Source organism: Corynebacterium pseudodiphtheriticum DSM 44287 (genome assembly GCF_000688415.1).
GTDB classification, from domain to species: Bacteria; Actinomycetota; Actinomycetes; order Mycobacteriales; family Mycobacteriaceae; genus Corynebacterium; species Corynebacterium pseudodiphtheriticum.
The window spans coordinates 1-14,905 of the sequence record NZ_JIAH01000001.1 but is presented as its reverse complement, the minus strand read 5'-3'; the positions used below and the strand labels follow the sequence as shown (position 1 = coordinate 14,905).

The 14,905-nt window shown below is 54.1% G+C and carries 16 protein-coding genes and 1 rRNA gene; 1 reads left to right on the top strand and 16 read right to left on the bottom strand.

Annotated features, from left to right (window positions below):
- Positions 1-11: 11 nt before the first annotated feature.
- The 15 genes from O146_RS0100085 to O146_RS0100015 all read right to left on the bottom strand — a co-directional run bounded on the left by O146_RS0100085 (position 12) and on the right by O146_RS0100015 (position 13,589).
- A complete protein-coding gene (locus O146_RS0100085; protein WP_027017333.1) occupies positions 12-863 on the bottom strand; it encodes a pseudouridine synthase in 852 nt (283 codons plus the stop codon).
- A gap of 29 nt (positions 864-892) precedes the next feature.
- The gene (gene scpB / locus O146_RS0100080) at positions 893-1,492 is read right to left on the bottom strand and encodes an SMC-Scp complex subunit ScpB (protein WP_021353132.1); all 600 of its coding nucleotides are present in this window, start codon (positions 1,490-1,492) and stop codon (positions 893-895) included.
- 106 nt (positions 1,493-1,598) lie between these two features.
- Complete coding sequence (locus O146_RS0100075; protein WP_244266774.1) at positions 1,599-2,468, bottom strand: segregation and condensation protein A; 870 nt, start codon at positions 2,466-2,468, stop codon at positions 1,599-1,601.
- Positions 2,465-3,340 (bottom strand): ParA family protein, encoded by an 876-nt coding sequence (locus O146_RS0100070; RefSeq protein WP_018119497.1) that lies wholly within the window; start codon positions 3,338-3,340, stop codon positions 2,465-2,467. Before O146_RS0100070 ends, O146_RS0100075 begins: the two co-directional genes overlap by 4 nt.
- Positions 3,341-3,547: 207 nt before the next feature.
- Complete coding sequence (locus O146_RS0100065) at positions 3,548-3,991, bottom strand: hypothetical protein (RefSeq protein WP_027017331.1); 444 nt, start codon at positions 3,989-3,991, stop codon at positions 3,548-3,550.
- A gap of 67 nt (positions 3,992-4,058) precedes the next feature.
- Complete coding sequence (xerD, locus tag O146_RS0100060) at positions 4,059-4,988, bottom strand: site-specific tyrosine recombinase XerD (RefSeq protein ID WP_027017330.1); 930 nt, start codon at positions 4,986-4,988, stop codon at positions 4,059-4,061.
- Positions 4,988-5,743, bottom strand: coding sequence for an NUDIX domain-containing protein (locus O146_RS10480; protein WP_027017329.1), 756 nt, complete (start codon positions 5,741-5,743; stop codon positions 4,988-4,990). Before O146_RS10480 ends, xerD begins: the two co-directional genes overlap by 1 nt.
- Before the next feature lie 2 nt (positions 5,744-5,745).
- Positions 5,746-6,693, bottom strand: coding sequence for a copper transporter (locus O146_RS0100050; protein ID WP_035000404.1), 948 nt, complete (start codon positions 6,691-6,693; stop codon positions 5,746-5,748).
- Positions 6,693-7,877 carry a putative cytokinetic ring protein SteA gene (gene steA / locus O146_RS0100045; RefSeq protein ID WP_027017327.1) on the bottom strand — a complete coding sequence of 395 codons (1,185 nt, stop codon included), beginning with the start codon at positions 7,875-7,877 and terminating at the stop codon, positions 6,693-6,695. Before steA ends, O146_RS0100050 begins: the two co-directional genes overlap by 1 nt.
- A gap of 50 nt (positions 7,878-7,927) precedes the next feature.
- Positions 7,928-9,655 (bottom strand): DNA repair protein RecN, encoded by a 1,728-nt coding sequence (recN, locus tag O146_RS0100040; protein ID WP_027017326.1) that lies wholly within the window; start codon positions 9,653-9,655, stop codon positions 7,928-7,930.
- A gap of 8 nt (positions 9,656-9,663) precedes the next feature.
- Positions 9,664-10,647, bottom strand: coding sequence for an NAD kinase (locus tag O146_RS0100035; protein WP_027017325.1), 984 nt, complete (start codon positions 10,645-10,647; stop codon positions 9,664-9,666).
- 11 nt (positions 10,648-10,658) lie between these two features.
- On the bottom strand, positions 10,659-11,495 hold the full coding sequence (locus O146_RS0100030; RefSeq protein ID WP_027017324.1) for a TlyA family RNA methyltransferase: 837 nt from the start codon (positions 11,493-11,495) through the stop codon (positions 10,659-10,661).
- Between the two features lie 64 nt (positions 11,496-11,559).
- A complete protein-coding gene (locus O146_RS12520; RefSeq protein ID WP_155896206.1) occupies positions 11,560-11,727 on the bottom strand; it encodes a hypothetical protein in 168 nt (55 codons plus the stop codon).
- Positions 11,728-11,730: 3 nt separating this feature from the next.
- Positions 11,731-12,759, bottom strand: a complete 1,029-nt coding sequence (locus O146_RS0100020; protein WP_027017323.1) for an HAD-IIA family hydrolase — start codon at positions 12,757-12,759, stop codon at positions 11,731-11,733.
- The gene (locus O146_RS0100015) at positions 12,756-13,589 is read right to left on the bottom strand and encodes a tetratricopeptide repeat protein (protein ID WP_021353145.1); all 834 of its coding nucleotides are present in this window, start codon (positions 13,587-13,589) and stop codon (positions 12,756-12,758) included. Before O146_RS0100015 ends, O146_RS0100020 begins: the two co-directional genes overlap by 4 nt.
- A 416-nt stretch (positions 13,590-14,005) precedes the next feature.
- Between O146_RS0100015 and O146_RS10475 the strand changes: the two genes are divergently transcribed.
- Positions 14,006-14,449 carry a thermonuclease family protein gene (locus O146_RS10475; protein ID WP_027017322.1) on the top strand — a complete coding sequence of 148 codons (444 nt, stop codon included), beginning with the start codon at positions 14,006-14,008 and terminating at the stop codon, positions 14,447-14,449.
- A gap of 196 nt (positions 14,450-14,645) precedes the next feature.
- Here O146_RS10475 and rrf read toward each other — a convergent pair.
- Positions 14,646-14,764 (bottom strand): 5S ribosomal RNA (rrf, locus tag O146_RS0100005).
- Positions 14,765-14,905: the final 141 nt, after the last annotated feature.

The window sequence follows — 14,905 nt, the reverse complement described above, 5'->3', positions numbered from 1 at the left end:
GCTGGTGTTTTCTACATGCCCACTGCTTTATACAGCGAAGTCAGCTCAGAGGAATTCAACGCCCGCAGGACACCGGGTTTTTGTTCACCGAGCTGCACCGTGTGCACCTTAGTACGCACCAGACGCTGGACCGGATAGCCGGCTTCTTTCAGCATGCGACGCACGATGTGCTTGCGACCTTCATGCAGCTCTACCTGTACCAACGAAAATCCTTGGTTTTTATCGATGATGCGAATGAAATCCGCTTTCGCCATACCATCTTCCAGCTCCACTCCTTCGCGCAGCGTAGAAATCAACTTCGGACCTGCCTCACCGAGCACTTCCGCCAGGTAAGTCTTGGATACCTCGTATTTCGGGTGCATCAGGCGATTCGCAAGCTCGCCGTCGTTAGTCAGGATCAGCAAACCTTCGGTGTCGGCGTCCAAACGTCCGACATGGAACAGCCTTTCGCCAGCATCTAACTTGCCGAGGACTAGATCACCGACGCAACGCCGGCCCATCTCGTCCGACATGGTGGATTGCACGCCACGTGGCTTGTTCAGCACGTAATAAGCTTTATCCTCGTCCACGTTAATTCGAGCACCGTCGACGTGGATGACATCCTGCGACGGGTCAACCTTCACGCCTTGTTTCGTGATGGTCTTGCCATTGACTTGCACACGCCCATCACGAATCAAGATTTCCGAGTGTCGGCGTGAAGCTACGCCTGCCTGAGACAACACTTTCTGTAGCCGCACGGCTTCGCGCCCTGCATCATTGTCTTGGCCATTGGTCGGCTCATCGGCAAAAATCCAATCCGCGCCTAAATCTTGGGCAATGGATTCTGCGGTTGCTTTACTGTGGTTTTCGGTCACGGTGATCACGGTCCTTTAAGCTGTTATCGTCTGCCGGGTTAAAAGTCGTCGTCAATGCTGTCGAGTTCTGGCAGCAATGGCGCAAGATCAGGCAGTGCAGCGAGAGAATCTATACCCAATTGTTCCAAAAACAGCTCGGTGGTGACATAGAATCGGGCTGTGCCGGACGTCTCCTCCGTGAGATCGGGGTGCTGACTTGCCTCAACCTCGCGAATCATACCGCGAATTGCCAGCGTGCGCATAACACCATCGACGTTGACCCCACGGACTGCCGAGACCTGAGCCCTAGTCACCGGTTGTCGGTATGCGATGACAGCCAGGGTTTCTAGCGCAGCGCGGGACAATTTGGTCTGGCTTCCATCAAGCAAAAATTCCTCGACGGGGGTGGCGTTTGCAGTGCGCGTATACAAACGCCAGCCTTCTGCATTCTCGCGCAACTGCATGCCTGAACCACGACTGTCGAATTCGTCGCGAATTTCTTCCAATAGTGCAACGACCTCGGGCTTAGCGACGCCGAGTGCTCGAGCCAGATGCGCAGCACTCGCTGGTGCATCGATGACGAGCAAGATGGACTCTAATTGGCTGCGCAGCTGAGAAATCAGTGGCAGATCGGTAGATTGTGCCGGGTTATCGTCCATGCTCATCGTGTTCCTTTACGCCTATTCTTGCTAGCAGCCATTCTCACAGTCACCCATTTTCGCTGACAACCGCTCTTATTGACAGCCACTGGTATTTGTTCCCGACTTATTCCCAATTTGCCGCACCAACGACGGCTGGGTCCACGTCCAAGCCAGTCCATGCGACAGATAGTTTTTCCAAGGCCTCGGGTTGTTCTGTATCCACCGCACGCGCCTTGTACAGCTCCAACAGCGCCAAAAATCGACCCACGATATGCATGGTATCTGGGCAATCACGGGTCAGGGTTGCAAATGTCGTCCATTCACTGGGTCCGAGCAATTTCAGCGAGTTCAGCATCACACCTGCTTGTTCGGGCACTGAAACTGCCACCCGGTGTACGTGATCGGTGCCGACTTCCTCGGGAGGTTTCGGGCGGAATACTCCTGCCGCTAATTCTGCGAACGATTCCGGGCTATGCCCCAAGTGCAACGGAGGTAGTAATTCAGCAAAGCGTTCTTCGATGGCCACGGCCCGCGGGTATCGTTGCTGTGCGTTGCGTTGCCAGTCTGCAAATAACTCTGCAACTTGTTTGTATGCGCGGTATTGCAGCAACCGGGCGAACAAGAGGTCTCGCGATTCCAGCAATGCGAGGTCTTCTTCGTCGTCGACTTCTCCACGCGGAAGCAAACGTGCTGCTTTCAGGTCCAGCAAGGTTGCTGCAACAACAAGGAATTCTGTGCGTTCGTCTAAGCCGGCGCTGGCGTCAAGAAAACGGGTATACGCTAAAAATTCGTCGGTGACCTCGTGCAGAGCGATGTCTGTAATATCCATCTTTTTGGAATGGATAAGCTGCAGCAGCAGGTCAAAGGGCCCCTCGAAATTCGCCAAGGCCAGGCGAAAACCAGTGATCTCTGGTTGTTCTGGGGTTTCGGTCTGGCTCTGCTCTCTCTGCTTTTTCTGTGCAGTGTGACTCTGCGCAGTGCGACTGTGCGTCATGCCTGAGCGTTAGCAGTGCGCTCCATAACCTCAAGCGCTAAGGTTCGATATTGCTGGGTGGCCTGTGAACTTGGTGCCCAGCTAGTGATGGGCTCGCCAGCCACGGAGGTCTCTGGGAAGCGGACGGTGCGTGTGATCACGGTATCGAAGACTTTTTCATCAAAAACCTCAACGACGCGATCCATTACTTCCCTGGCGTGTTTGGTGCGTCGGTCAAACATCGTGACCAAAATGCCCAGAACTTCCAGGTCAAAGTTGATGCGTTCAGAGACTTTTTCGACGGTGTCGGTCAACAGCGCCAGCCCACGCAAGGAAAAGTATTCGCATTCCATCGGAATGATCACGCCGTGTGAACACGCAAGCGCGTTTACCGTCAGCAAGCCCAAGGACGGCTGGCAGTCGATGATGATGAAGTCGTAATCCCGCATTACCGGACGCAGCGCACGAGCCAGAGTGTGCTCACGACCAACTTCGTTGACCATCTGGATTTCAGCAGCAGAAAGGTCAATATTCGCAGGAACGACATCGAGGTTTGCGGTATCGGTATGCAAAATTGCGGAGTGGATGCTGGTGTGGTTGTCCAACATGACGTCGTAGATGGTGTCTTCTAAACGGTCATGCGAAATGCCCAAACCCGCAGACAATGCACCCTGCGGGTCCAAGTCAACCAACAGGACTTTACGGCCATGCTCTGCGATACAGGCACCCAAATTGATGGTCGTGGTGGTCTTGCCGACGCCACCTTTTTGGTTGCACATGGAGATAATCGTGGCCGGGCCGTGTTTGTCTAGTGGCTTCGGTTGCGAGAATTCACGTTTTGCGCGGCCGGTGAGGCCGGTTGTTTCCGCCTCAAAGAGCCCGTCGTCACTCATGTCCTCGCCTTCCTGCATCAAGACTAAATCCAGAGATGCTCGTCTACACCGACCTCCGGCGGTCAGCAGAATACCTCCGCGTTGATACACCAAACTTACAACGCTGTTATTAAAAAAGTCCACCTGCTTGACAAGCGAACACAATAGACAAGGATAAAGCCTTGAACTAATAACTACTCAACCCGGCTACGACGTGGGCGCAAAGTTCTACATACCGAAGTGTTCGCCGTTCCACATAGCCTCGATGAAATTCAGCATAAACTCTTTGTCCAAGTATCTTACGGCGACGTGGACATTAAGCATCGATTCTAGGCTCGGTGAGCACAGCAAAGAATCGACCACAACATGATGGTCTTTTTCCAAATGAGGCACGAAATACCAGAAGGCATCACTGTGCGCGCGGAAACCACCCGCCGCGATATAGAGAAAAAGATCATGCTCAGAAATTCCAGCATCGCGCACGCGTAATAGATTTGCCCGCGAATAGAAATTGTCTTCGGAAAAGCCCTCCACAGGTGGCGTGCGCTTCCACTTGTCTTCCAATGCAAATGCACGTTCGGTAATGGTTTTCTGGCTATACTGCAGCGCCTCCTGCAACGGGCTAGTCTGAGTTAGCTCTTCTTTCAGGGTCATACCTCCATCAGAAACCATATGCCATTATCCTTTTCGTAGTTGTACAAACAATAGACTTTCATGTGGTACCACTCTTACTTACACCCTACGCCCGCGGGTGTGACTGAGCCCAGACTTCCCGCATGTCATCGGCACTCACGTGGGTATAAATTTGCGTAGTAGTTACTGAAGAATGCCCTAATAATTCCTGTACGGTGCGCACATCGGCTCCGCCGGAAAGCAAATGCGTGGCGAATGAATGCCGCAGCGTGTGCGGGGAAATCTTGGTGCTAATCCCCGCCTGTTGCGCAGCTTCTTGTAGCACCTTCCACGCGGACTGTCGCTTCAACTGCGCGCCACGCGTATTCAAAAACAAAGCGTGACTAGTTCCTTTCGCCAGCATCGGCCGGGCCCGCACCACGTACTCGTTACACGCATCGATCGCAGTCTGGCCAATGGGAACGATGCGTTGTTTCGAGCCTTTACCGGTCACGCGAAGGATCCGTTCCCCATCAGCAGCATGACGAAAATCATCGAGCGTAATATCCAAAGCCTCCGAAATACGAGTGCCTGTGGAATACAGCAATTCCAGTAAAGCCCGGTCCCGAATATTCACTGGGGTTGCCGCCTGCCCAGTCGGGATTGCGTCTAACAAGCGTTCAACGTCAGCAATGGACAAGGCATCCGGCAAATTTTGTGCAGCACTCGGCGGAGCTATCCCCGCGGCCACATCTTCTGCCAATTCGCCCTCGCTCAAAGCAAACTTGTGCAATCCCCGCACCACGATGAACGCCCGGCTCGTCGATGCCACTACCAAAGGTTTATACCCTGCAAATCCAGTCTGCAGATCACGCAAATAACCTTCCAGATCCGCCGCAGTTACCTGGCCTAAGTGCGTATATCCCAGTTGCTCCAACCACGTGAGGTAGCGCCGGATATCGCGTCGGTAACTCTGCAGCGTGTTATCCGAATGTCCTTTTTCCACCGCTAGGTGGTCCAGCCACGTATCGGCAATCTCTTGCGCTGTAGCAGCCATTATTCGTGGTTGTCTGTCTCGGTTATCTGGGTCAACGCTGCACCCGGTTGCACCGTTCCAGATGCTTGCCGACGCTGCGCCAACGCGGTCGGGCGCAATGCGAATGGGGCTTCCACACTGCGCAGCTGCGTGCCTGCTACCACATGGTGGTGTGCCAACAAGATGCCCGCCACAGCAGAAGCATTCATGATTTCACCAGCGCAAACCTTGGCGACGGCGTCGTCAAGAGCTATCCAGGCTAATTCCATATCGGCTTCTTCATCTCCAGAATCACCGATCTGAGCTCCTAGACCGGATGCACCCTGCTCAGCTGGATCCCGGGCTACTGTGCTGATATTTTGCGCGAGAAAAATTCGGGTGGCTTCATCCGATATCCCCGGGCTAGGAGCAATATCGCCGAGAACCGCCCACCGTGCTGCCTGCGCCCCAATTTCTTCCAACAACTCACGCTGTGCGCATTCGAATGCCGTCTCACCTGCCTGATCTAATAACCCGGCCGGGATCTCCCACAACCGCTGCCCGAAAGCGTGGCGATACTGATGGATCATCGCAATCCGGTTGTCTTCGTCCACCGCGACAATCGCCGCAGCACCGAAGTGTTCCAGGATTTCCCGCGTGGCCTCGCCCCCGCCCGGCATCGAAACAGTATCCCGGCGCAGCCCAACGATGGGGCCTTGCGCAAGCAGCTCCGAATTCAGCGTGGAAAAAACGTGCTCGCCGCGCTGCTGTAGCTCCTGGTTTTGCTCGTTATGCACGCTTAATGCTCCGGCAAAACCTCATCGGCGTTTTCGGAAAAGCCATAAGCGCCGCTGCCGCCTTCTAGTTGTTCGGCGACGGCGAGAACCGCCGCCAAGCGTCCCCATGTCTGATCCACGGCTTCGACAGTGCTTACAGCTCCGGCGGTGCTGTCGCTTCCACGCAATTGAGTAATCACGTTGCTCGCCTCGTCATGACCTACGCGACCGGCAATTACAGTGGCCCCGCCCGCTTCATCCAGGGCTTCGGCGAAAGCAGCTTGGTTTTTTGCCACAAAATCTGCACCGCTAGCCGTAGAGCCGGATCCGGTGACCATTACGATAGCCTGCCCGGGAAGGATAGTGCCGGACTCATACTCTAAATACTCAGCGTCCGCTAAAGTTTCCAGCAGTAACCCTCGGTCTTCCGTGGTGGAATTCGGTGTATCCGTGCCTTCGGCAAAGGTCAGAGCCGCGCCCAACGCTTGTCCTGCATGGGTGCCAGGATCCCGATTATCGGCAGAAAGTTCAGTACCCGCAGGCAAGGTATTTGCCACTATCGTTTTAAGCTGGTCTGCACCGTTTTGAGTAAAAAACTTCTCGGAAAGTTTAATTAACCCCGAATCAATCGCACCAGCTCGTTGCAATGATGCCCGCAGTTTTTCTACATCCTCGTCGCTGGCATCGGCTGTTGCTAGCACCAAAACAGGCTGTTCATCGAGTACGCCATTAATGATATCTTGCCCGGCGGCAGCAACGACCTCATCAGCGGCTTCGGCTTTGCGCTGCGCGAATTTTCCTTCGGCTTCCAGCGACTCATATTCAGAACTCGCCACAGTATCACTGGACGCACCAGTATTCATCGCACCCGGGATATTAGGGCTAAGCAAAAATACCCCCAGCCCCGCACCTAGAGCTAGACCGATTCCGGCACCAGCGATTCCGACACCTGCTCGTGGAGTACCAGCCATTAGCTAAACCAACCTTGCACAGTCGCGAAAATATTATCCCACGTAGAAGCAATGTTCTCAGCGAAATTACCGCTTCCCGCGATACCAACAATCAGCACTAACGCAGCTAGCGCCACCAAGACCCCAAGTGCTGCCCAAAGCCAACCTGCAGCAACACCTCTGCCAGTCTGGTACAAGCCAATAACCGCATTAGCATCTACGAGTTTCGAACCTACTTTGGTCCTGGTCAACAACGCCGCGGGGCTGGCATATTCTGCTTGTTGGAAGATATCTCCTAAGTCCAATGTGCTGCCGGCGTTCACAATGAAGCTTGCGCCGTGGTAATCAGCCAAAAGCAATGCTAGATCAGTAGCATTATCAATCGCTGCCGGGAAAGTCATGGCTCCAACGCCGAGATCCTGGATCCGCTCCAGACCTGGGGCATGCCCATCTGGGTCTGCTGGCAACACAACCTGCGCACCACAACGCAGTGAATCGGCCTCCATTGCAGTGGGGTTACCAACGATAATATCTGGGGTATACCCCATTTCCAGCAAAGTATCAGCGGCTTGTTCCACGCCGATAATCGATGGCTGATATTCGCGAATGAAATTGCGCAAATTCTTGATTTGCGCACGATGGTGCACACCAGGACTAACCACGAGGACTTTGCGTCCTGCCAGACCAGTTGGAACATCAGGAATGCCTAAGCCGTCAATCAACAGCGGCCCTTCCGAATGAATAAACTGGATTGTGTTGCCGAAATATGCCTCCATATGATCAATGAGGGATTGTTGTGCTTCCGCAAAAGCCTTTTCCGCGGATTCACGATTCACCGGATCGCCTTTGCCGATGAAACGATCCCCTAGGTAGATTTCACCTTCTTCGGTCACGCGCGCTTTTTTGCCTTCGCGCATTGCAGAGGCAAAGCCCTCCCCGGCGTTTTCCAACAGCACAACATCTTCGTCTAGCAACATGTGCGGGCCATAATTTGGCACGCCGCCTTCGGTGAATCGAGCGACGTTAATTACCACTGACGGGCCGGCATCAACGAGGTTTTGTGCCTCCCGCCGAGTTATATCGGCAGCGTTAATCACTGCGATATCGCCACGTTGGAATTTGCGCATTCCCTTTCCGCCAGGAGTGCAATCACGCACAGTGGCCTGAACTCCAGGAAGATCGGCATCTTTGTTAAACAACCCCATGCGGGAATATTTAACACGGATTGTCCCCGGTAGTGGCCAAGGCGCGCCTGTTACCGGGTAGTTTTGTCCTGGTCTGCCTTATCTAATAATTCTGCTGCATGCGCACGCCCAGTCTCTGTGTCATCCAAACCGGCTAACATGCGGGCAAGTTCCTCCACGCGTTGCTCATAACCCAACGTGAGCACGCCAGAGGTGACTGTCTCATCAGTGACTTCTTTAGCTACGTGCAAATGTGTATCCGCATAAGCTGCGACCTGTGGTAGATGCGTGACGACGATGACCTGATTATGCACCGCCAAGCGGGCCAAACGCCGGCCTATCTCGACCGCCGCACGGCCGCCGACGCCAGCATCAACTTCATCAAAAACCATCGTGGCACCAGTAGTTTCTGCAGAAATGATGACTTCCAATGCCAGCATCACGCGCGATAATTCGCCACCGGACGCAGCGGTAGAAAGCGGTTGTGCCCGTGCTGCATCATTCGGCGCAAGTAGCAGTTCAACCTCATCAGCACCAGATTCTGCTGGCTGGATTTGTCGAACAGCAACCTCTAAACGTGCTTTCGGCATTGCCAAGCCCTGTATCTCGGCGGTTACCGCCTTTTCTAATTCCCCAGCGGCTCTAAGGCGTGCAGCAGAAAGTTTTTTCGCAGCCGCACGCATATTTTTCTCTGCCGTTTGCATGCGCTTTTGCAATTCTTCGAGTGCATGGGCTGAAGTGTCGATGCTCGCTAACCGTTTTTCCGCAGCGTCGCGCCACGCAATCACTTCGCTAATCGTCGGGGCATATTTGCGCGTCAAGTTTTTCAGTTCGTGCTGGCGTTGAAGTGCAGATTCTAACTGATCTGGATCTGCCGGTAGCTCCCCAAGAAAGCCGCCAAGTTCTGCGGATATTTCCCCTAATTGCGTAGTGATATCGCCAAGTTTGTCCGCCAAGGCAGACAATTGTGGGTCCTCAGAGCCCCGTACCGCTGATTCCGCCTGCCCCAGGAGAGTCGAAGCAGGGTCAGTTTCGCTAAACCCGTCTGATCCACCGGCAGCCTCCGCGCCGTCGATCGCGGTCAGTGCTGACATAGCTTGTTCACGGAGGGAGTCGACGTCTTGCAAGCGACGAATCCGGGTAATCAGCTCCTCGTCTTCACCAGCTTCCGGCGAAATCTCGTCGATTTCGTCAATCGCGAATTGCAAACGATCAACTTCTTGAGCCAGCTCGCGACGAGACTCTGTCCGAATTTTGAAGTCTCGCTGCAATCTTTTCCAGTCCCGATAATGAACTTGGTAATCCACAAGTAGAGCGGAATTCTTTGGCGCAAACCGATCAAGCGCAGCACGCTGTTCTTCTGGAGCCAACAAACGGAGTTGGTCATTTTGCCCATGAATGGCCAAGACATAGGAAGAAAATTCCGCCAGCTTCGCGGCAGGCACCGAACGTCCTCCTAAGTGCGCCTTAGATCTCCCCTGGGCGCTAACCGTGCGGGCAGCGATGTATTCGCCATTTTCGTCTGCAGAACCGCCCCCAGATTCAACGATTTCTTTCACCGATTGTTGCGTACTGGAGCTAAGCTCATCAGTGAGAAAGCTACCTTCAACGACGGCTTTTTTAGCTCCCGTTCGTACCCGGGACGCGTCGGCACGGCTACCTGCGAGCAACCGAAGCCCGGTAACCACCATGGTTTTGCCGGCACCGGTCTCGCCAGTGAGCACGGTTAACCCGGAAGACAGTTCTGCTGAGGCATGACGAATCACGCCTAAATCTTCGATCGTGATATCCGCGAGCATAACCTTGACTACTCGCCTCCCCCTCGTGCATCGTCCGTGTCGTTGGCCCCGCGGCAAAGTCCCCGTGGACCACGCCACCCCTCCACCGGCAACCAAAATTTGTTAACGAGGCGGTCGGTGAACGGTTTATCATCCAAGCGTACCCAACGAATCGGATGTGCGCCTCGAACCACCTCTACTCGCGATCCCGGAGGCATAGTGATTTGCCGATGACCGTCCATAATCACGACCGCCTCATCAGTTTGCGAAGCGGACTCTACCGCCACCGTCGATGCCGGTGAAACTACAAGTGGTTTAGCAAAAAGCGCGTGCGCATTGTTCGGCACCACCAAAATCGCATCCAACTCAGGCCACAAGACTGGCCCACCGGCAGAAAACGAATACGCGGTAGACCCCGTCGGTGTCGAGATCAGCACACCATCGCAACCGAATGAACTCACCGGCCGGCCGTCGACTTCGAGAATGGCATCAAGCACTCCACGTCGATTCTGACTATGCATGCTAACTTCATTGAGCGCCCAAGAACGACCAACTTCTTCCCCAGCTGCATCGACTACGACCGTGTCAATGGTCATGCGCTCTTCAATGCGATAATCACGTAGCACCACACGTTCCACAGCGGTCTCCAGTGATTCTTCTTCCCACTCAGCGAGAAATCCGACATGGCCCATGTTCACGCCTAGGACCGGGACGTCAACTGCATGTGCCAAGTCTGCAGCACGCAAAAAAGTGCCATCTCCTCCGAGAACAAGCACCAGCTCGCAACCGCGCGCAGCTTCTGGTTCTGCAGCAACCAACGGATACTGGGAGAGATACGGATGTTCGCTCACGCCGGTGGTTCGATCATCAACGACGATGCGCACAGAAATACCAGCGGCAGAAAGCAAACGAACAACGCGTTCGGTAGTAGCTACGTTGCCCATGCTGCCAGTATGCGGGACCAACAAGACGACACGCTGGTCACTAGCGCGCCGGTTGCTTTGAGCAGCCATGTTCAACCTCGTCACTGTGGTCCTTTCTCAACCGCATTATGAATTAACTCGTGCAAAACCGAGTCAGACGGCATCCGTGCTCCACCGTCTTTTTTCAGCCATAAAAAGTATTCTACGTTTCCGCTCGGGCCTGGCAGTCGCGAGGCCCCTGCCGCTAGCGTCGATAAGCCCAACTCAGCAGCAAATTCAGCGACCCCAATGGTGACTTCTTCTCGTAGCTGTGCGCTGCGCACTACTCCGCGATTTCCAAGTCGATGCTTACCGACTTCAAACTGTGGTTTGACCATAGGAAGTAGGTCAGCACCGTCGGCAAGCACCGAAGCAATAGCAGGCAGCACTAACCGCCAAGAGATAAAAGATAAGTCTCCAACCATGGCATCGCAGTAGCCATCCGTGTCATCAACAGTGACGTGCCGCAAATTAAGCTGTTCTTTCACCAACACCTGCGGGTGGCTGCGCAACCGCGGAATCAATTGCTCACGTCCGACGTCAGCGGCCACGACCATAGAGGCTCCACAGTGCAAACAGACATCAGTAAAACCTCCGGTTGATGCACCAGCATCAAGAACCTTTTTGCCCGTAAGATCCAGGCCTGCAGGCGCAAATTGCTCGAGTGCTCCGAGCAATTTATAAGCGCCCCGCGATGCCCATTCCGGCGCGCCACCACCGCTAACCGTCACCAAGTTCGAATGCGTCACTGGGAAAGAGGGTTTCCGAATAACTGTCCCCTCGACAACAACCAAGCCATCTTTAATCAATCTGACCGCATGTTCCCGTGACCGGGCCAACTCGCGGTACACCAGCGCTGCATCGAGCCGTGAGCGCGATTCTTTGTGCGTGTCGTGCATGGGTTACTCGTCATTCCTGAGCTCGGTGTTTCGTGTTGCGATGACTACTTCCGCGATCAACGCGCTAATTTTCTTGTAGACCACGTTGCAAGATCTGATGTGCCCGTTCGAGTTGTCCGGCTTCCATTTCTAGATCGGTTGCTGGTTGTGCAAACACATGGGCCAGTTCGTCGGCAAGTTCGCCCGGGGTAATCGATGGGGTGTTGGGGTCACGCGGTTTTGGTACAGACATGGCTTAGTTCCAGCTGTCTACAGCTTTTTCGGCAAACTCTGATCGTGGATGGATATACCGGGGTGGCTTCGGCAGTGCCCACGCGACTTCAAGCACGGTGCGCAACGCAGCAGCCGAATGGGCAGCCTGCCCTTGGCCGTTGTTACCGTGACCTTCTATCGAGCCGCGTTCCAATAAAACATCGTGCCCATCGCCACGCGCGGTAAAACCATTTTGCGCCCCGGGTCGTAGTTGTTCAGCGGGAAGGAGGACATCAGCAAGATCAACGCCAATATAAGTTGGCCGGTGCTCCGGTGGTGCCTCAAGCAACTCGATTGCCCCAGAAACTCCTGTAAGTACATGTAAGGAAGCGAAACCAGCGTTGTTGGCACCAGCAATATCTGTATTTAAGCGATCGCCAATGCACAACGGATTCTTTGCCCCGATCTTTTGCGCAGCCAAATGGAATAACTCCGGTTCCGGCTTACCCGCTGCCCGGGGGAGCACCCCAGTAGACGCTGTAACTGCAGCGGCCATCGCACCGTTGCCCAAATAAAACCCACGTTCTGTAGGCAGTGAAGCGTCCGCGTTAGTCAAAATATAGCGAGCGCCGGCACGAACAGCCAATGCAATTTCCGACAACTGAGCCCAACCATTTTCTGGGTTATGCCCCTGCACAACTGCTGCGATCCCTGCGTTGACGGGGTCGTCGCCAGCTGAGGTCACTACACGGTACCCCGCGTCTGCAATGGTTTCTTGCAGCCAAGCGGTGCCGACAACGAGCACGGTAGTGCCCGGCTCAGCTTCTTGTTGCAGCAGCTGCACAACTGCATCGACCGAATTAAACACCGTGGGACTCTCGTTGTTTATCCCTAAGGCACGGAGTTTTTCAGCGACGGCAGCATGGGCTTTTGAAGCGTTATTAGTTACGAAGGCGACGGGAACGGAGACATCGTTCAGTGCCGAAATAGCTGATGCAATGGGAGTGTCACCATTCCACACCGTGCCGTCCAAGTCGACAAGTAGACCATCATGCTGAGTTAACAGACTCATGAGCTTTTCTTCAACTCCTCTAAGCGCACTTCTGCATCAGTCCACTCTTCTTCATCAATTTCAGCAGCGTGCTCGAACCAATCCAGAGCTTCGTCACGACGGCCGGCCTCCAACAGTGCGTTGGCGTAGGCATAGCTCAGGCGCACAGCTGCCATCCCCCGATCAGCTTTATCTGGATTAGCGCGCTGCAAAGTAATCACGGCGCTGTCCGCCTGTTGCTGATCTAGGCGAGCACCCGCGGCGACAATCGCTAATTCAATGGCCTCGTCGAGAGGTAAATTGCGGGCTTCTGGTGACTTTGATAATTCGATAGCTTTTTCCGGCCGCCCAAGGCCGCGTTCGCAGTCAGCCATTACGGCCAAAAGACCGGGACCACCGTGCATACGTCGCGAAGCGCGGAGCTCTGCTAGAGCCTCTTTCCACTCACCAGCATGATAGGCCGCGATGCCGTTTACCTCCCGAGCGACCGAAACTCGGCCGGCACGGTCCTTAGCTGCGCGGGCATGACGCAATGCTAGCTGTGGATCTTCTTCCATCAGCGTAGCCGACATAATCATGTGTTTAGCTACAGAATCCGCGTTATCTTTCGACAAGACCTTCAAATCTTGCAGAACAGTTGGATCCAGGACGGTTGGATCAATATCATCTGGTAGATCAGGCTCTGTTGAGCGTTTGTTCAAGCGATCTTCCCGGAAACCAGGTTTCTGGGGCCCCTTATTCGCCTTCGCGGAACGCTGGGAATCGAATTGCCTGCCCCCGCGATTCTGGCTGTGGGTCCGTTTGTTGCCTTTGTTTCCAGTTCGCCGTGGTCGACCCGCGGGTTTATTCATACAGGATCCTCTTTCTAATTATCGTTGCGCCAAAAATCTGCCAGCTTCCAGCTAGCTTAGCGAACTGGATAGAGCAGCGATAGCTACAGTAGGCGGAATCACCGTTAGCGGACGACATGGCAAAGCGTGTAAAGGTAGGAAAAGAAAACAGAAGAGGTTGGGACAGCGAAGGCGACGAAGGCTCGTTGGACTACGCTGAGCGGACCTGGCCCTAAAGAACTAAAAGCTCCGGATTATGCTAAGCCGAGAAACGTTAAACCTGCACCGGGAAAAATAATTAACCGAAGAACGCTGAAACAGCCAGGAGGCAAACGGTGGACCAGAGGAGATCGAAATCTGCGCTCGGACTTACAATTATTGCAGCCCTTCTATACGGGGGCTATCAATTACTGGGTTCCGATATAGACAACGGGCAGATGCCAGAGCGCATAGAAAGGACTGCGGTTGTCGCTAGCATCGTCGATGGCGATACTATTCGCGTAAGGAAGCCTGGAACTTCGGAAACGACGCGGGTCCGACTGTTGAATATAGATACGCCGGAACTCAATAAAGAATGTTACGCCGACGAGGCCAAACAGTTTGTCGAAGACCTGATTCCGGAAGGTACGCAAGTGCAGTTGGTTTATGATCAGGAACAAGCTGACCACTATGGGCGAGAGCTAGCAGGAGTATATGCCGGAGAAACCTTTGTAAACCGAGAAGTCGCCGCTGCTGGTTTAGCAGTACCGATCTTGGTGCAACCAAACACACTATTTTACGAAGAAATTGAGCGGGCTGCTGCCGAAGCGAAAGAAAGTCGACGTGGGGTATTTGCAGCTGATAGCGGATGTGAGTTTGCTGGTTATAAGACCCAAAATTAGACTAAGAAAAAAATCCACTGTCGTCCGGACTCTGCCTCTTGTGGCGCACTTAAGCGCGTTCAAAGGTAATATGCTGAGCCACGAAAACCTGGCTCCATAAATTGGGTGTGGATATGTTTGTGGCCCGTGATTGAATGCACCACCAGGGTGCACCCAACCACGGGCCAAACAAACAACCAAACATGAAATTATATAGTGTCGGCAGCAACCTACTCTCCCACACCCTCCCGAGTGCAGTACCATCAGCGCGACGCAGGCTTAGCTTCCGGGTTCGGAATGGGACCGGGCGTTTCCCTGCCGCTATCAACCACCGACACAACCAACCAGACAACACACAAAAAACCATGTGCCCGTCAACCACACAAACACGGCGTGGTGTGTCAAACACTGCATAGTGGACGCAAAGCACAACAAAAATTAATCTCTCACGAAAAACACCAGCCAAAAACCGGTATG